This is a genomic window from Kutzneria sp. 744, assembly GCF_000568255.1.
Taxonomy (GTDB): domain Bacteria; phylum Actinomycetota; class Actinomycetes; order Mycobacteriales; family Pseudonocardiaceae; genus Kutzneria.
The window spans coordinates 2,998,863-3,014,801 of the sequence record NZ_KK037166.1; the positions used below are offsets into that span (position 1 = coordinate 2,998,863).

The following is a 15,939-nucleotide window of genomic DNA, read 5'->3' on the forward strand; positions in this document are numbered from 1 at the left end:
CGGTGAAGTCCAGGACCTAGACGGCCCGGCTCGGCAACGGCAGCAAGGTGGAGACGCTGGCGACCTCGTAATCCTCTGAGGCCACCAACGTTGCCCGTGCGGACAGCACGCCACTGCTGTCCATTGTGTACACCAAGGTGACGCGGAGGCCGGTGATCTCGTCGTCCAGCACGAGTTCGAGCCGGTTGTCGGCCAGCGTATGGTCGACCAGACGAGGCCGTGGCGTGGTGGCGATGCCGCCGCGGTGTCCTTCGAGCGCCGGCGTGCCCGCCCAGCCCTCGAACTCGGTGGGCCACACCGAACACCGGCGTGGCACGTCCACGGAGTTGTTGAGCACGGCGGGTTCGCCGACGAAGGCCAGCGCCGCCAGGCCCGACTCGTCCAGCTCGCCCAGGTCGCGACCCCAGTGCACGACCACCGGAACCGGCTGTGCGGCCAGATCGACCACGAACCCGACCCCCGCCGCCCGCAGCCTCGCGAACCGCCCCATCCACGCCACCTTCCCAGGAAAACCGCGAGTCCCGCTCTCCAGCAGGCGAGATACCGGTTCAGTTCTGCTTGTTGAGGATGTCCTTGGCCTTCTGCGTCATCTCGGCGAACACGTCGTCGCCGCGGCTGCCGCTGAAGTAGCCCTCGAACAGCGGTTCCAGCGTCTGCTGGAGGTCGGCGCCGTTGGCGTAGGCCGGCGCGCCGTAGAGCGTGCCGTCCTTGAGCGCCTTGGTGAACACCGACAGGTCAACGCCCTGCTTGGCCACCGCGGCGGCGGCCGAGTCCATCGCCGCCGGGATGGACGGGAAGAACGAGCCGGAGGCGCCGGCCATCGACTGGCACTCCTGCGAACCCATGTACGAGACCCACTTCCAGGTCAGGTCGGGGTTCTTGGTGCCGGCCCAGATGTTGTTGCCGTTGGAGTTGGACAGCTGCGAGCGCGTCTTGCCGTCCGGGCCGAGCACGGTCGGCGCGATGCCCACCTTGACGCCCGGCAGCTTGGCGAAGGTCGCCGCCTCCCACGAGCCCGCGGTCTCCATGGCGATCTTGTTGGTGCCCAGCAGGTCCACGTCGCTGATGGTCGCGGTGCCGCCGCCGGCGCTGAAGCTGTTGATCTTCGGCGCGAAGCCGCGGTCGGTCAGCGACTTGATGTACTTCATGGTCTTGACGAAGTTCGGGTCGTCGTAGTTGAACTTGGTCGGCCACTGCGACTTGTCGCCCTGCCGCCAACCGGTGGTGGCCAGGAACGAGTTCCAGGTGGTCTGGCCGATGAAGTCCTTGGCCGCCAACTGACCCATGCCGTACGTGGCGACGTGGGCCTTGTCGAAGCCCGCCTCGTCACCGCGCTTGCCGCTGGCGTCCACGGTCAGGTGGGCCACCATCTTGTCGAAGGTGCCGCCGTTGTCCGGGTTCCAGTTCAGGTTCTCGACGTCCTTGGCCGTGTAGCCGGCCTTGGTGATCGCGTCGGTGTTGTAGAACATCGCCGCCGCGGCCCAGTCCAGCGGCAGCGCGTACTGCTTGCCGTCGGTGAACTTCCAGGCGCCCACGCCGACCGAGAACTTCTTCAGGTCGAAGTTGGTCTTGCTGATCAGGTCGTCCAGCGGCAGCAGCTGGTGCTGCGAGGCGTAGGCCTGGAAGAACTGCACCGAGTTCTGGAAGGCGTCCGGCGCGGTGCCGGCCACGAAACCCGCGGTGAGCTTGGTGAAGTAGTCGTCCACCGCGTACTGCGAGATCTTCACGGTGACGCCGGGATTGGCCTTCTCGAACGCCGTCGCGCACGACTGGTAGGCCGCGGCCTGCTTGTCGTCCCAGGTCCACCAGTTGACCGTGCCGGTGGCGGAGCCGGAGCTCGAGCTGCCGCAGGCCGACAGGGCGACGACGGACGCGGACGCCAACGCGACCGCGAGCAGCTTTCTCATCATCAGCTATTCCTCGTTTCGGTGGGACGGCCCGGGCGCAGGACACTCGCGAACGCGGACAGTGCGATGGCCGAGTCCTCGGCGCCGCCTGCCTCGTGTCCGTTGTGCTCCCACAACCGGAACTGCTTGGGTCCCCAGTACTCGTGGTAGGCGCCGAGAACCGACTGCGCCGGCACGACATCGTCGAGCTGGCCGGCCGAGAACCACGCCGACGCCTCGGCCCGGCGGGCGAAGGCGATGGCGTCGAAGTAGGCCAGCGTGGGCCACACCCGGTCCGTGCTTCCGCGGTGGACGGCCAGGTATTTGGTGATTTCCTCGTACGGGAAGGTGCGCACCAGGCGCGTCGACTGCTGGATGTCGGCCAGGAACGGGGCCTGGAAGTGCCCGGCCGCGATGTCCGGCACCAGGCCGGCGGCGGCCAGCGCGATGCCGGCGCCCTGGCTGTTGCCGATCACCGCGACCCGCTCCGGGTCGACGAAGTCGAAGGCGCGCACCGTGTCCACGGCCCGCACCGCGTCGGTGTAGACGCGACGGTAGAAGTACTCGTCGCGGTTTTCAATGCCCCGGGTGAGAAAACCCGGGTAGGCCGGGCCGCTGCCGACCGGGTCGGGCGTGTCGCCGCCCGCCCAGTCGCCGCCCTGCCCACGGACGTCCATGAACAGGTGCGCGTAGCCGGCCGACGACCACAGCAGATCCTCCACGGCCGCGCCGCGACCGCTGGAGTAGCCGTGGAACTGCACGACCGCCGGCAGCTTTCCCTTGCGCTGCTTGGGAAGCCGGAGCCAGGCCCGGATCGGGTGGCCGCCGAAGCCCGGGTACGTCACGTCGAACACCTCGACCGTCACCAGGTGCGTCTCGACCGGGGTGACGGTGACGTCCAGGGGGAACTGCCGGGCCTCGGCTATGGTCGAGGTCCAGAAGTCGTCGAAGTCCTCCGGTTCCTTGTAGGAGCTGCGGTACTCCCAAAGGTTCAGCACGCCAGCCGCCTCTCCTCGCCGACCGCGAGCGTGAACTCCTCGCGCCGGCCGTCGAAGAGCACGGTGACCGTCTCCAGTGGATCGCCGGTCAGCCGGCGGATGCTCAGCGCGGCCAAGGAGCCGTTGCGCCACGTGAGGTCGGCCGACAGGCCGCCCCGGCAGCGGACGCCGGTCAACGCGCCGCTGGGCCAGCTGCTCGGTAGCGCCGGCAGCACACGGATCACGCCGTTGTGGCTCTGCACCAGCATTTCCGCGATGCCGGCCGGGAAGCCGTAGTTGCCGTCGATCTGGAACGGCGGGTGCGAGCTGAACAGGTTGGGCAGCAGGCCGCCCCACTGTGAACCGTCGGTCGGGGCGTCGACGTCCCAGTCGAAGCCCAGCGGCCGGGTGGCCTCCAGCAGCAGGGATCGCGCGGTCTCGCCGTCGCCGAGCCGGGCCCGCAGCGCGATCTTCCACGCCCAGGACCAGCCCATGGCCCCGTTGCCCCGGCGGTCCATCAGGTTCACCGCCGCCCCGGCCAGCTCCGGCGTCGACCCGGGATCGATCTGCCCCAACGGATACACGGTCACCAGCTGGGACATGTGCCGGTGCTTCGGGTCCTCCTCCGGCAGGTCCTCGATCCACTCCTGGAGCCAGCCACCCGCGGTCACGGCCGGCGGCCGCAGCCGCGGCAGCGCCTTCTCGATCTCGACCAGCACCGGGTCGTCGATGCTCGTGATTCGGGCCGCGTCCAGGCAGCGGGTGAACACCGCCCTGAGCAGGGCAATATCCATTGTGGACGACCAGGTCAGCGACTCGGGCTTTCCGTCGACCAGGAACCAGTTCTCCGGCGAGGTGGACGGGATGGTGTCCAGCTGGCCGTCGTGCTCGACGAGCCAGTCCAGGCCGAACAGGGCACACCCGCGCAGCAACGGCCAGGCCCGGTCCCGGAGAAACGCCGTGTCGCCGGTGAATTCGTAGTGGTCCCAGGCGTGTTGGACGAGCCAGGCGCCGCCCATCTGCCAGATGGCCCAGGACGGGGCGCCATGACCCATCCCGACCGGCAGCGACCAGCCCCACATGTCGGTGTTGTGGTGGGTCACCCAGCCGCGCGCGCCGTACAGCTCGCGGGCCACGTCCGTGCCGGTGGCGGCCATCTTGTCCAGCAGGTCGATCAGTGGCAGGTGGCACTCGGCCAGCCCGGTCACCTCGGCCGGCCAGTAGTTCATCTCGGTGTTGATGTTCACCGTGTAGTTGGACGACCAGGCCGGCCGCAAATCCGCGTTCCACACGCCCTGGAGGTTGGCCGGCGGGCCGCTGCCCGGACGCGAGGAGGACGCCAGCAGGTACCGTCCGTATTGGAACATCACGGTCGCGACGAGCCGTTCGTCCCGGCCGGAGAGCACGTCCTCGGCCACGTCGATCGGGCCGTTGACCTGGCGGCCGATGCGCAGCGAGGTGCCGCCGAGCAGCTGACGGAGGTCGGCGTCGTGCTCGCGCAGCAAGGTTTCGGCACCCTGGGCCAGCGCGGCGGAGACTCGTTCGCCGGCGGTGTTCAGGTGTTCCGTGCGGGTCCTGGGCGCGCGTTCTTCCCAGAAGTCCCGGGCCGCAGTGGACGTGCCAAGCACGATCAACGCACGGGTCGAGCCGGTGACGACCAACGCGGAGTCCGTTGTGGACACTTCGCCGTCGGTGTCGATCCTGACCACGACCGCGCCGAGCGGGTCGTAGTCGTCGATCGGGGCGTCGGCGTAGCGCAGCGGCTCCTCGACCTCCGGCTCGTGCTGCGGGGCGCCGTCGACCGGGATCTCCACGCCGAGCTCGAACCCGTTGTCCCGCAGCAGCTTGTGCACGGTCCTGAGCGGCGACTCCAGCTCCAGCCGGAGATCCGTGCGCCCGGTGATGCTCACGCACAGCACGCCGGCCGGGTGGCTGGCCCACACCGAGCGCTCCACCTCGTGGCCGTCGACGGTGAGAAACTCGTGCGCGACACCGTTGTCCAGGTTGAGGGTTCGGCCCTGGAGGCTGCCCTCCCCCAGCGTCATCCAGAGGTCGGCGAACGGCAGGAACTCCTGGCTGTAAGGGCCCTCGAACGACATCAGCAGACGATCCGCGGTCCGGTAGTCACCGGCCCGAATGGCCTTGCGCACCTCGGCCAGGCGCTCCGGCCCCGCGCCCGTGGCCAGCACGTCGGCCAAGGCGTCGGCCGGGCTGTGCGGGGTGCCGGACCACACCGTGGAGTCGTTGACCTGCAGGCGGGTCCGGCCCGGACCGCCGAAGACCATGGCGCCCAGACGGCCGTTGCCGACCGGCGCGGCCTCGATCCACTCCCCCGCCGGCCGCGGCCAGGAGAGCACCAAGTCGTCGTGTCGCATCATTTGATCCCGGTGAAGCCGATGGAGTTGACGATGCGCCGGCCGAACACCACGAAGAGCAGCAGCATCGGCAGCGCGGCGATCAGCGTGGCCGCCATCAGTCCGGCCCAGTCCACGGCCGTGTTGGGCGAGGACTGCTTGAACACCGCCAGCGCCAGGGTCAGCGGCCGCACGCTCTCGTCGCTGGTCACCATCAGCGGCCAAAAGTAGTCGTTCCAGGTGTTGATGAACGTCAGCAGGCACAGGGTGGCGATCGGCGCCGCGCACATCGGCAGCACGATCCGGAAGAACACCCGCAGCGGGCCGGCGCCGTCGATGGTGGCGGCCTCCTCCACCTCGCTGCTCAGGCCCAGCATGAACTGCCGCAGGAAGAAGATGTTGAACGCGGAGAAGAACGCGCCGGGCAGGATCATGCCGGCGAAGCTGTTGGTCAGGCCCAGGTTCTTCACCGTGACGAAGTTGGGGATCAGGGTGAAGATCGCCGGCACCATCAGCGCGCACAGCAGGACCGAGAACACCACCTCGCGGCCCTTCCAACGCAGCCGGGAGAAGGCGTAGGCGGCGGTGGCCGAGCAGAACACCACCAGCGCGGTCTGCACGCCGGCGTAGATCACCGAGTTTCGCAGGTACAGCGCGGTGTTCAGGGACGCGCCGGAGCCGCCCTCGGCCTGGGCCTCGGCCAGCGTGGCCAGCCCGAGCGCACGCTTGAACGCGCCGAGGGTGAAGTCCACCGGCAGCAGGGATCCGGCGTCGGTGTGCAGCGCGAAGTTGTTGGACAGCGCGGTGCGCAGGATCCAGTAGAACGGGAACAGGGTGATCACGACGATCACGGCCAGGTAGATCCAGGCCAGCACCCGGCCGACCGAGGGTCGGGCGGTGACGGAACGGTTCGCCACGGCTGCTTCTCCTCTCGTCAGGTCAGGTCGGACTCGCCGGCGCGGGTCATCCTCAGCTGGGTGAAGGTGATCGCGATCAGCATGGCGAACAGGGCCAGCGACATCGTTGCCGCGTAACCGAAGTCGAACTGGCTGAAGGCCTTGTTGTAGATGTACATCTGCAGCACCAGCGACGCGTTCTGCGGGCCGCCCTTGGTCGTCACCTGCACGATGTCGAACACCTGGAACGAGCCGATCACCGTCAGGATGACGACCATGACCAGGATGTTGCGCAGCAGCGGCACGGTGAGCCGGCGGAACATCTGCAGCTCGGTGGCGCCGTCCACCCGGCCTGCCTCGTAGATGGTGGCCGGGATGGTCTGCAGGCCGGCGAAGATGAGGATCGCGTTGTAGCCCATGGACTTCCACACGCTGATCGCGGCCAGCGAGGGCACCGCGAGCGCGCTGTCGCCGAAGAACAGCAGCGGGTGGCCGGTGAGCTTGGTGATGAACGAGTTGATGATGCCCAGCCCCGGGTCGAGCATCCACGACCAGGTCATCGCCGCCACCACGCCGGAGATCAGGAACGGCAGCAGCACGATGCCGCGGATCAACGTGGACTTGGTCAGGCGGTGCATGATCACGGCGGTGATCAGCGAGATCAGGATCCCGAAGAACACCGACAACAGTACGAAGTAGAGGGTCACCCACAGCGAGTGCCAGAAGACGTCGTCGCCCAGCAGCTGCTGGAAGTTGGCCAGCCCCACCCAGTTGGGCGGGCTGAGCACGTGGAAGTCGGTGAAGCTGTAGTAGATGCCCTGCACCGTCGGGTAGGCGAAGAACACCAGGAAGCCGATGACGGCGGGCGCGATGAGCAGCATGGCCAGCGGCAGGTGTCCCCGCCGGGTCCCCGGCTTGATCCCACGGCGGCGACGTGCCGTGGCGACCGGCGCCACCGGCGGTGTCTTCGTGTCCTGTGTCGCGGTCACCACGGCATGTCCCCTCTCAGATCAGGTGGTTCAGGTGCTTCAGATGGTGATCTTGTCGATGTCGGCCACGTAGTCGTTCGGCGTGGGGCCGTTGAACTCGACCAGGTTGCTGCCGCCGGCCTTCAGCGTGACCGGCACGACCACGGTCTGCGGCGTGCCCCAGTCGTTGTCGTTGCTGCCGGCCATCGGCAGCCGGAACGGCACACCGTTCACCGTGACCTGCGCAGTGCGGCCCGAGTCACCGTCCACATAGGAGACAGTCATCAGGTAGGTGCCGTCCTTGGGCGCCCAGACGTTCGGGAACGACAGGTGGCCGGTGCCGCCGAGGTTGCCGACCTTCTTGCCGCCCGAGCACGGGCCGCAGTCGTTGACCGAGGCGCCGCCGGTGACGAGGTTGACCGCCGCCTCGCCCTCGTAGTTGATCGAGCCGTTCTTGTCCGCCGTGGACACGTTCAGCTTGTTGCTGGGCAAGGACTTCTTGCCGTCCTTGGTCACCGCGACCACATTGAAGTCGAAGGTGCTCGAAGGGGCCAGGCTGGCCACGGTCACCGAGGTGCCGGCGGTGGTCAGCAGGCGGCTGGTGCCGTTGTAGACCTCGTAGCTCTTCACGGCGCTGTTGCCGCTGAACGACGGGTCCCAGGCCAGGGTCACGCTGTTGCCCGCGGCGGTCGTGCCGGAAGCGGCGACGGCGTGCAGGTTGCCGGGCGGGTTCGGCGCGTTGTCCTTGGCGTTCGGGGTGATCTTCAGCAGCTGCGAGCCGTGGGTGGGCAGCGACGCGGAGACCGTGCCGGTGGCCGCGGCGAGATCCTTGTGGCTCCACAGGTCCCGCACCTTGGCGGTGCCGTTGATGCCCAGCTGGGCCAGGTTCGCCGTGACGGTGGCGGTGGCGTCGCCGAGGTTGAACAGCGCGACGGTGTAGCTGCCGTCCTTCTGTCGGGCGTACCAGACCTGCTGCTGGCTGGACTGGTCCACCGGCTTGGCCGCGATGCCGGCCTGGTCGACCGCGATGACCTCGTCGTTGGTCAGCAGGGAAAGGCCGTACGGGTCGAGCTTGGTCAGGTCGTCGCCCACGTAGAGCGGGGCCGCCTCGATCGCCCACAGCGTGGCGTAGCTCTGGCGCTCGGCCTCGGAGATGCCGTCCATCTGGCCGTTGCCGACGTCGAGGGAGTCCAGGTTGTTCCAGTAGCCGGGGCCGGCGTCCGGGATCCACTGCACCACATCGGCGAAGCGTTGCTTGACCGAGTTGTTCCAGGTGACGATGGTGTCGCAGTAGCACTCGACGTCGGTCTCGACGCGGGCGCCGTTGGAGTTGGCCTTCCACACGTCGGCCTGGCGGTGGCTCAGGCCCCAGGAGATGACGAACTGGATCTTGCGGCCGGTCTTGGCCAGCGCGGTGTTCCAGGCCTTGACGTCCGAGGTGTTGTCGTAGTTGGCGCCGCCCTGGAAGGAGCCGGGGCCGACGCCGTCCAGCTTCAGGAAGTCGACGCCCCAGCCGGCCAGCTCGGCGGCGATCGAGTTGATGTAGGCCTGGGAGCAGGGATTCGTGAAGTCGATCTTGTAGGAGCTGTTCCAGCCGTTGGTGGTGCGCAGGTCGGAGTACACCAGGTTGCGGGTGAAGCAGTTCTTGACGCCGGCGATGGGCGTGTTGCCGTTGTTGTAGGCGCGGATGTCCAGGCCCACGGCCAGGTACGCGCCGAACTTCAGGCCCTTGCGGTGGATGTAGTCACCGAGGTACTTCATGCCGTGCGGGAAGGTGGTGGCGTTGGACAGCGGGCGGGCGTTGCCGTCGAAGCCGCCCAGCCAGCCGGCGTCCACGTTGACGTAGTCGTAGCCGTGCGACTTGAGCTTGCCGGCCACCACGTCGGTCTGCTTGATCACGTTGGCCTCGGTCAGCCAGCTGGCCGGGCCGGTCGGGTTGACACCCGGGTAGTTCGTGGACTCCAGGCTCCAGCTGCTCCAGCCCATGTAGGGCGTCGCGGCGCTGTCGGCCTTGGTCGGCTTGGCGGCGGGCGCCGCGTCGGCCAGTGGCACCTGGGCCACCGTGATCGCGAGCAGGGCCGCGGCTGCCGCCGTCAGCAGCCGCGTCGTTCTCCGACTCATCGAAACTCCATCTCAGTCGCACCGTTACTGACTGTCCAATGAGGACATAACTGTCAGGAGACCCTGAGGTCGTCCATGGCGTCCCGGTCCCAGGCGATGCCCAGTCCCGGTGCGTCCGGCGGGACGGCTTGGCCGTCCACAACGGACATTTCCCCAGTGGTGATGGCGCGCAGCTGCGGGATGTGCTCGACGAACCGGCCGTTCGGGACGGCGGCCGCCAGGCTCACGTGCAGCTCCATCAGGAAGTGCGGACAGACCTCCGCGTTGAACGTCTCGGCGGTGTGCGCGACCTTCAGCCACGGCGTGATGCCGCCGATCCGGGCCACGTCCACCTGCACGACCGAGGCCGCGCCGCGCTGGAGGTACTCGCGGAACTGGGCGACCGAGTACAGCGACTCGCCGACCGCGATCGGGATGTTGGTGGCGTGGGCCAGGCGCTCGTGCGCCGCCACGTCGTCGGCCGGCAGCGGTTCTTCCAGCCAGGTCAGGCCCAGCGGCGCGAACAGGTCGGCCCGTCGCAGCGCCTCGGCCAGCGTCATGGACTGGTTGGCGTCGACCATGACCGGGAAGTGCGGGCCCACCGCCTCGCGCACGGCCGCCAGCCGGGCCGCGTCCTCGGCCCCGCTCGGCTTGCCCACCTTGACCTTGATCCCGCGCCAGCCTGCTTGCTGCGCCTTGAGGGCGCCGGCCACGAGCTCGTCGGTGGTGAGGTGCAGCCAGCCCGTCTCGGTGTCGTACAAGGGAACCGTCTGTTGGAAGCCGCCGGCGACCCGCCACAGCGGCTCGTCGGCACGCAGGCAGCGCAGGTCCCAGAGGGCGGTGTCGACGGCAGCCAGGGCCAGGGAGGTGATCGCGCCGACCGTGGTCGCCCTGGTCGAGGCGAACAGGTCGTGCCAGACCGCTTCGATCCGGGTCGCGTCCGCTCCCAGCAGGCGGGGCAGCAGGTGGTCGCGGAGCAGGGCCAGCACGGCCGTGCCGCCGGTGCCGATCGTGTAGGTGTAGCCGAGGCCGGCGGCGCCGTCGTCCGTGGTCAGCTCGACGAAGACCGTCTCCTGGGACAGGAAGGCCTGGACCGCGTCCGTGCGGACCTGCTCCACGGCGATGTCCACCAGGAACGCCTCGGCCCCGCTGACTCTGGCCACGCCTCGCCCTCCATCGGGTTCGGTCTTCATGGATCCTATACGATCGGTGGTACTGGATTCTTGACGTGGATTAACCCGGGTGTCAATGGGTCGTGTTTCAGCCGTTATCGGCCCGTGTCGCGGGCCCAAGATCGGTACGCGCGTACACTCGCGCCATGCCGCCGGCAGCCGCCTTCCACCACCGGGTAGACGAGGGAGTCGTCGAGAAGGGCAGTCTCCGTCAGACATTCGCGCTCCCCGTCGGCGGGCAGAGCCTCCAGTACGCGGGCACGCTCGGCCGGCCCGGCAGCGGCTACCGGACCGTCACCCGGCTGTTGATCGGCGGCGTCACCACCTTCGACTGGACCTATCAGGGCTCCGGCGCGCACGTGGAACGCACCGAGTCCCTGATCCGGCTGTCCCCCAACGGCTTGACCTATCTCTGCGTGTGCGTCGAGGGCACCACCCGCCTGCGCCACCGCGGGGCCGAACTCCTGCTCAAGCCGGGCCGGGCCGCCCTCTGCTCCACCGTGAACCCGTTGGAAGCCCGGCACTCCACCCAGAACCGGCTGCTCACCGTGTACGTCGACACGCTGCGTCTGGAGAGCCAGATTCCCGGCGTCAACCGGCTGCTGGGCACCTCGCTGGCCGTCGAGGGGGTCGGGGAGCTGCTCGTGCAGCACATGCTGGCCACGATGAAGGTCGCCTCCGGCCTCGACCCGGCCGGCCTCGCCGCGGCCTCCGAGGCCGTGTCGGATCTGCTCGTCGGCACGCTGTCCCGCCGGGCGCAGCCCGTCTCCCCCGCGCTCGAAGCCCAGATCAGCGCCTACATCGACAGCTGGCTGGGCGACCCCGAGCTCACCGTCGAGCGCATCGCCGCCGCCCACCACATCTCCGTGCGCACCCTGCACCGGGTCTTCCAGCAGCGTGGCGAGACCGTGTCCACGCACATCAAGAACCGCCGCCTCGACGGCTGCCACGCCGACCTGCTGGCCCGTCCGGACCTGATGATCGGGGCGATCTGCGCGAAGTGGGGCATCACGGACATCGCCCACTTCTCCCGCCAGTACAAGGCCCGCTTCGGCTGCACCCCCACCGACACCCGCGACCAACGCCTCAACCTAACCCGCTAACCCCCGCGAGTCACGCTCTCCGGCACACCGAAATACGGTTTCAAGCAGAGCTAACCGAGCATTGCTAACAACGGGGCGCTGAGCACCTTCGCCAACTTCGCGTCGACGTGAGCGGTCTCGGCCAACAACAACTCCACCGCGGCGTGGAAGGCCCGGCGGAGGTTGGTCTCGTCCAGGGTGCCGACAAGCGTGGCCAAGGCGGGATTGGTTGCACTGGGCGGAAGCAGATGTAGACCTCGTCCCTGCACGGCGGGGACGCCGTGACGGAGGCACATGAGGCTCAACACGGCGTTGCGGAGGCCGCCGAGCATGTGCTCGGCCTGCCAGAGGCGGTGGCGCTCGATGCTGGAGCGGACGTGAAGGGCGTAGAGCCAGGCCAGGTCGATCTCGGCACGGGGGTCGAGAGCGGACGTGGGCGGCTGGTCGACGGCGGTGCCGAAGAGGAGGCGGAAGGTGGGCCCGGTGGCGCCGAACTCGGCGGCGGGCACGAAGGCGATGTCGACCTGGAGGGTATGGGGCAACAGGAAGACGCGGTAGATCGCGGCGCGGAAGGGGACGTCCATGTGGTGGACGGCCCCGTGCTCCCTGTAGAGGTAGGCGGTCCAGTCGGCCATGACCTCGTCGCGGGAGCCGGTGATCCCGAGGGCGAAGTCGATGTCGGACCAGCGGTCGGTGTGGTCCAGGGCCCCGGAACCGGTGACGGCGGCGCCGGTGATGCGGGCGTCGCCACGAGCGCGGTCGGTGAGGGACGCCAGGAGCTGGGCGCGCTCGGAGGGCGTGAAGACGGCCATGCGGTTCATACTGCCGCCATGCGATTCCGGACGACGGTGCTGCTGGGCGGCAAGACGGCGACGGGCCTGCCGGTGCCGGCGGAAGTGATCGAAGGGCTCCAAGCGGGCCGGCAGCCCAAGGTGAACGTGACGATCGGCGGCCACACGTACCGGAGCACGGTGGCCGTGCGCGGCGGGCAGTTCCTGATCCCGCTCAGCGCCGAGAACCGCACCGCGGCCGGGGTCGCCGCCGGCGACGAGGTCGACGTGGAGGTCACGCTGGACACGGCGCCCCGTGAGGTCGAGGTGCCGGCGGATCTGGCCGAGGCCCTGGCCACCGATCCGGCGGCGCGGAAGATCTTCGACGGCCTGCCCTTCACGCACCGCAAGGAGTACGTGCGGTGGATCGAGGAGGCGAAGAAGGCGGAGACCCGGCAGACCCGCGTGGCCAAGACGCTGAGCAAGCTGAAGGACGGTGCCTGACACCGTGTTTCGGTGTGCCGCTGGGCGGGACTCGCCGGGGTGTCCGAACCGGTTTCATGGGTGCCTGAGCGCGGGACTCGCGGGGGTGGTGTGCCTGAAGCCGGGTTTCGGTGTGCCGGAGAGCGTGACTCGCGGGGGTTTAGAGAGCGCTCTCACGGGGTGTGGAAGTTGGCACATGGGTGCCTGAGAGCGGGACCCGCGGGTTAGGTGGTGAAGAGGGTGTGGAGGTATTTGCGGTGGCGGAGTAGGAGGCCAGAGATCAGGAGAGCGAGGCCGGACATGCCCAGTTCGCCGCTGTTGACCACGATGCCGAGCACGAAGCAGCCGAGGCCGAAGACCCACATGGCCTCCAGGGCCCACCGGTAGCGGTCGAGCACGCTGCCTGACAGGCGGGTGGCGAGCGCCGGGTACTGGGCGGCGAGGCCACGCTCGATCGCGTCCAGCTGCCGGCGTTCGTGCTGACTGAGCATGAGGGCTCCACTCGTGGCGATGGCGAACTGCGCACCCATATACCGGCCCGGCGCGCCCCCGGTTCACTGGCAGCGACACCCGGTGCTGGATAGCCTGATCACCGGAGGTCTGGTGAACGGGTCGAGACGCGAAGACGTGGACGGGGCGCGGACGAACACTGTCCCGCTGACCCTGCGCTTCAGCGGCCTGGCCGGTGAGCTGGCCGGCATGCGCAAGGTGGTCCGGGACTGGGCGGCGGCCGTGGGCCTGTCCGGCGAGCTGCTAGAGGACCTCCAGCTGGTGGTGGGCGAGGCCGCGGCCAACGCGATCGAGCACGGCTACCGCCGGGGCGAGCCGGGCTCGGTGGACGTCTGGCTGGAGCGGGACGAGGTCGGCACGGTGCACGGCCGGGTCCGCGACTACGGAACGTGGCGACAGCAGCCCGAGGACCCTGGGGACCGGGGCCGGGGGCTGGCGCTGATCCGGGCGCTGGCGGCGCAGGTGAGCCTTCACCGCAGGTCGGACGGCACCGAGGTCGCCTTCACCATGCCTGTAATGTGATCTGGGTCACATCACGGTTAGGTTATCACTCGTCCGGGTATCCACGATTGTCTTAGCACCGGACGGGGGGCGAGCCATGAACGTCGCACCGAACAGCGAGGCAGCCCTTGGCCTCGGCAGATACGTCGCCGCCGTGGCGCGCCTGCTGGGCGTCCCCGCGGACGCCATGTACCACGAGGTGGGCGACCTGGCCTCGGCGTACATCGCGCTGCCCACGCGCCACCCCCTGTTCGCCGAGCACGATCTGATGCTGGTCTGGGACGAGCGCCACGGCTGGTCGGTGGGCCTGGAGATCGACACCCTGGACGGCCCGGTGGTGCTGACCTATCTCGGCCCGGATCCGCTGCCCACGCCGGGCCGCATCCGGCACTTCGTGGACGAGGTCGTCGTCGGCAACTGCCCGGGCCAGCCGAATCCCCCGTACTGCCGGTCCCGGGAGCGGCTGGCGGACCGCCTGGCCAAGTTCGTCACGGCCTGAGGCCTGGATGCGGGTCGCCGCTCGGTAGGCATACGGTTGCGCGGTGGTTTTCCGGCACGAGGCGTTCAGCTACGACAGCGTGGACGGCTTCGCCACCAGGGTGACGGACTTCGTGCGCGCCGGGCTCGCAGAGGACGCCGCGGTGACCGTCATCGTCCCGACGGCCCGGCTGGAGCCGGTGCGCGACATTCTCGGCGCGGACGGCCACGGGGTCGAGTTCGTGGACACGGTGTCCGAGGGCCGCAATCCGGCGCGGATCCTGCCGCTCTGGCAGGCCTTCCTCGACCGCAACGAAGGCAGACCATGCCGTGGCGTGGGCGAGCCGGTGCACGAGGAGCGCACGGCGCCGGCGATCGCCGAGTGCCACCAGCACGAGACGCTGCTGAACCTGGCGTTCGCCAAGGTGGAGTGGCGCCTGCTGTGCCCGTACGCGGCGACGCAGCCGGAGTCCGTGCTGGCCAGGGCCCGAGCCAACCACCCGTGGTGGGAGGACGAGCCGAATCCGGACTTCGACGACCGCGAGGACGGCTCCACGCTGGCCCAACCCCTGCCGGAGCCCTTCGGCTCCACCACGTTCGTGCGCTTCGACCTGGACAGCGTCACCGGCGTGCGGGAGAACGCGGCCGGCAAGGCGCGGCGGTTCGGCCTGGACGCCGACTCCGTGGAGCGGTTCACGCTGGCCGTGCACGAGGTGATGGTCAACAGCGTGGACCACGGCGGTGGCGGCGGCATGGTGCGGCTGTGGACCGAGGACGACGACCTGGTGTGCGAGGTGCGGGACGAGGGCGTGATCACCGATCCGTTCGTCGGCCGCCGCCGTCCCACCCTGGCGCAGCCGCGCGGCCGTGGCATGTGGATGGTCAACCAGCTGTGCGACCTGGTCCAGGTGCGCTCGTCCGCCTCGTTCGGCACGGTGGTGCGATTGCGCATCACCGGAATGGGTACCCGCCAGGCATGACGAGGCTCGCGCACGGTCAGGAACGCGCTCTGGGTCAGTTGGTGACGGCCGGAACGCTCTCGAAGCAGGAGGCCGACGCCGTACGGAACGCGTTGACCGATGCCGAGGAGACGCCGGTGCGTCGCCGCATCGCCGAGGTCGTCGGCTATGTCGGCGGTGCCCTGCTGCTGGCCGGTGCGGCGCTGGTCGTCGGCACCTCATGGGACTCGTTCTCGCACGCCGGCCGCGTGGGGCTGCTGATCGGCGTCACGGTGGTGCTGGTCGGCGCCGCGGTGGCCCTGCGCAACCAGGTCACGGGTGTGCTGTTGGCGCTGGGCGCAGTCTCGGCCGGCCTGGCCGGCTCCGTCGCCTTCGACACCCATCCGGCGCTGGCCGGCGGGATCGCCGCGCTGGTGCTCGCGGCCGCCGGGTATGCCGCCTGGCCCGCGGTGTTCGCACTGCCGGTGGCCGGCATCGCCAGCGGTTCCATGGTGGTCGGGCTGGTCGACCTGGTCGGCTTCACGCCGTCGTGGACCGGCGGTGGGCTGCTGCTGCTCGCGGCCGTCTGGGGTGTCCTCGTCTCCTTCGACCTCATCCGGCACCGCGCGGTCGGCGCCGGCGTCGCCGCCGCGCTCGCCCTGATCGGCGCGCAGTTCCCGGAGCACGCGTTCATCCAGTACTCGACGACGCTGGTCGTGGCCCTGGTGTGTTTCGGCTGCTACCTGGCCGACCGGATGCCGATCCTGCTCGTCGGCGGCGTGATCGGCGTGACGATCGCCGTGCCGGAGGCCATCTGGGACTGGA

General features: G+C 69.2%; 16 protein-coding genes. 6 read left to right on the forward strand and 10 right to left on the reverse strand.

Annotation, left to right across the window (positions count from 1 at the left end; all coding sequences use genetic code 11):
• Nucleotides 1-16: 16 nt before the first annotated feature.
• The 8 genes from KUTG_RS13315 to KUTG_RS13350 are packed head-to-tail and all read right to left on the reverse strand — an operon-like array spanning nt 17 to nt 10,344.
• Nucleotides 17-490 (reverse strand): glycoside hydrolase family 36 N-terminal domain-containing protein, encoded by a 474-nt coding sequence (locus KUTG_RS13315; RefSeq protein WP_043717122.1) that lies wholly within the window; start codon nt 488-490, stop codon nt 17-19.
• Nucleotides 491-548: 58 nt separating this feature from the next.
• Nucleotides 549-1,910 carry an ABC transporter substrate-binding protein gene (locus KUTG_RS13320; RefSeq protein WP_198047142.1) on the reverse strand — a complete coding sequence of 454 codons (1,362 nt, stop codon included), beginning with the start codon at nt 1,908-1,910 and terminating at the stop codon, nt 549-551.
• Nucleotides 1,910-2,884, reverse strand: coding sequence for an acetylxylan esterase (locus KUTG_RS13325; RefSeq protein ID WP_043717126.1), 975 nt, complete (start codon nt 2,882-2,884; stop codon nt 1,910-1,912). Before KUTG_RS13325 ends, KUTG_RS13320 begins: the two co-directional genes overlap by 1 nt.
• Nucleotides 2,878-5,238, reverse strand: a complete 2,361-nt coding sequence (locus KUTG_RS13330; RefSeq protein WP_052394423.1) for a glycoside hydrolase family 95 protein — start codon at nt 5,236-5,238, stop codon at nt 2,878-2,880. The genes KUTG_RS13325 and KUTG_RS13330 overlap by 7 nt, the downstream gene beginning before the upstream one ends.
• Entirely contained in the window at nt 5,238-6,134 is an 897-nt protein-coding gene (locus KUTG_RS13335; protein WP_198047143.1) for a carbohydrate ABC transporter permease, read from the reverse strand. Before KUTG_RS13335 ends, KUTG_RS13330 begins: the two co-directional genes overlap by 1 nt.
• Before the next feature lie 17 nt (nt 6,135-6,151).
• Nucleotides 6,152-7,102 carry a carbohydrate ABC transporter permease gene (locus KUTG_RS13340; RefSeq protein ID WP_232240783.1) on the reverse strand — a complete coding sequence of 317 codons (951 nt, stop codon included), beginning with the start codon at nt 7,100-7,102 and terminating at the stop codon, nt 6,152-6,154.
• 39 nt (nt 7,103-7,141) lie between these two features.
• Entirely contained in the window at nt 7,142-9,202 is a 2,061-nt protein-coding gene (locus KUTG_RS13345; RefSeq protein WP_043717130.1) for a fibronectin type III domain-containing protein, read from the reverse strand.
• A 53-nt stretch (nt 9,203-9,255) separates the two neighbouring features.
• Nucleotides 9,256-10,344 (reverse strand): mandelate racemase/muconate lactonizing enzyme family protein, encoded by a 1,089-nt coding sequence (locus tag KUTG_RS13350; RefSeq protein WP_043717132.1) that lies wholly within the window; start codon nt 10,342-10,344, stop codon nt 9,256-9,258.
• Between the two features lie 155 nt (nt 10,345-10,499).
• On the opposite strand from KUTG_RS13350, the gene KUTG_RS53380 reads away from it, so the two are divergent.
• Nucleotides 10,500-11,456 carry a helix-turn-helix domain-containing protein gene (locus tag KUTG_RS53380; RefSeq protein ID WP_052394425.1) on the forward strand — a complete coding sequence of 319 codons (957 nt, stop codon included), beginning with the start codon at nt 10,500-10,502 and terminating at the stop codon, nt 11,454-11,456.
• Nucleotides 11,457-11,506: 50 nt separating this feature from the next.
• On the opposite strand, the gene KUTG_RS13360 is transcribed toward KUTG_RS53380, so the two are convergent.
• Nucleotides 11,507-12,247 carry a hypothetical protein gene (locus KUTG_RS13360; RefSeq protein ID WP_043729207.1) on the reverse strand — a complete coding sequence of 247 codons (741 nt, stop codon included), beginning with the start codon at nt 12,245-12,247 and terminating at the stop codon, nt 11,507-11,509.
• Between the two features lie 18 nt (nt 12,248-12,265).
• Here KUTG_RS13360 and KUTG_RS13365 point away from each other — a divergent pair, with 18 nt between their 5' ends.
• The gene (locus KUTG_RS13365; RefSeq protein WP_043717135.1) at nt 12,266-12,709 is read left to right on the forward strand and encodes a YdeI/OmpD-associated family protein; all 444 of its coding nucleotides are present in this window, start codon (nt 12,266-12,268) and stop codon (nt 12,707-12,709) included.
• 203 nt (nt 12,710-12,912) lie between these two features.
• Here KUTG_RS13365 and KUTG_RS13370 read toward each other — a convergent pair whose 3' ends face one another.
• Nucleotides 12,913-13,179 carry a DUF3040 domain-containing protein gene (locus KUTG_RS13370; protein WP_198047144.1) on the reverse strand — a complete coding sequence of 89 codons (267 nt, stop codon included), beginning with the start codon at nt 13,177-13,179 and terminating at the stop codon, nt 12,913-12,915.
• Between the two features lie 112 nt (nt 13,180-13,291).
• Here KUTG_RS13370 and KUTG_RS13375 point away from each other — a divergent pair, with 112 nt between their 5' ends.
• The 4 genes from KUTG_RS13375 to KUTG_RS13390 form a co-directional block, all read left to right on the forward strand.
• Complete coding sequence (locus KUTG_RS13375; protein ID WP_198047145.1) at nt 13,292-13,720, forward strand: ATP-binding protein; 429 nt, start codon at nt 13,292-13,294, stop codon at nt 13,718-13,720.
• Between the two features lie 76 nt (nt 13,721-13,796).
• Nucleotides 13,797-14,198: a DUF6292 family protein gene (locus KUTG_RS13380; protein WP_043717140.1), complete on the forward strand. Its 402-nt coding sequence runs from the start codon at nt 13,797-13,799 to the stop codon at nt 14,196-14,198.
• Nucleotides 14,199-14,241: 43 nt separating this feature from the next.
• The gene (locus tag KUTG_RS13385; RefSeq protein WP_043717141.1) at nt 14,242-15,156 is read left to right on the forward strand and encodes a sensor histidine kinase; all 915 of its coding nucleotides are present in this window, start codon (nt 14,242-14,244) and stop codon (nt 15,154-15,156) included.
• A partial coding sequence (locus tag KUTG_RS13390) for a DUF2157 domain-containing protein (protein ID WP_198047146.1) occupies nt 15,153-15,939 on the forward strand: 787 nt, incomplete at its 3' end. The genes KUTG_RS13385 and KUTG_RS13390, both read left to right, overlap by 4 nt.

Excerpts from the sequence above, each read along its gene's own strand:
- KUTG_RS13315 (WP_043717122.1), bottom strand. The coding sequence starts at position 490 with ATGGGGCGGTTCGCGAGGCTGCGGGCGGCGGGGGTCGGGTTCGTGGTC.
- KUTG_RS13380 (WP_043717140.1), top strand. The coding sequence starts at position 13,797 with ATGAACGTCGCACCGAACAGCGAGGCAGCCCTTGGCCTCGGCAGATAC.
- KUTG_RS53380 (WP_052394425.1), top strand. The coding sequence starts at position 10,500 with ATGCCGCCGGCAGCCGCCTTCCACCACCGGGTAGACGAGGGAGTCGTC.
- KUTG_RS13365 (WP_043717135.1), top strand. The coding sequence starts at position 12,266 with ATGCGATTCCGGACGACGGTGCTGCTGGGCGGCAAGACGGCGACGGGC.
- KUTG_RS13345 (WP_043717130.1), bottom strand. The coding sequence starts at position 9,202 with ATGAGTCGGAGAACGACGCGGCTGCTGACGGCGGCAGCCGCGGCCCTG.
- KUTG_RS13360 (WP_043729207.1), bottom strand. The coding sequence starts at position 12,247 with ATGGCCGTCTTCACGCCCTCCGAGCGCGCCCAGCTCCTGGCGTCCCTC.
- KUTG_RS13320 (WP_198047142.1), bottom strand. The coding sequence starts at position 1,910 with ATGATGAGAAAGCTGCTCGCGGTCGCGTTGGCGTCCGCGTCCGTCGTC.
- KUTG_RS13330 (WP_052394423.1), bottom strand. The coding sequence starts at position 5,238 with ATGCGACACGACGACTTGGTGCTCTCCTGGCCGCGGCCGGCGGGGGAG.
- KUTG_RS13370 (WP_198047144.1), bottom strand. The coding sequence starts at position 13,179 with ATGCTCAGTCAGCACGAACGCCGGCAGCTGGACGCGATCGAGCGTGGC.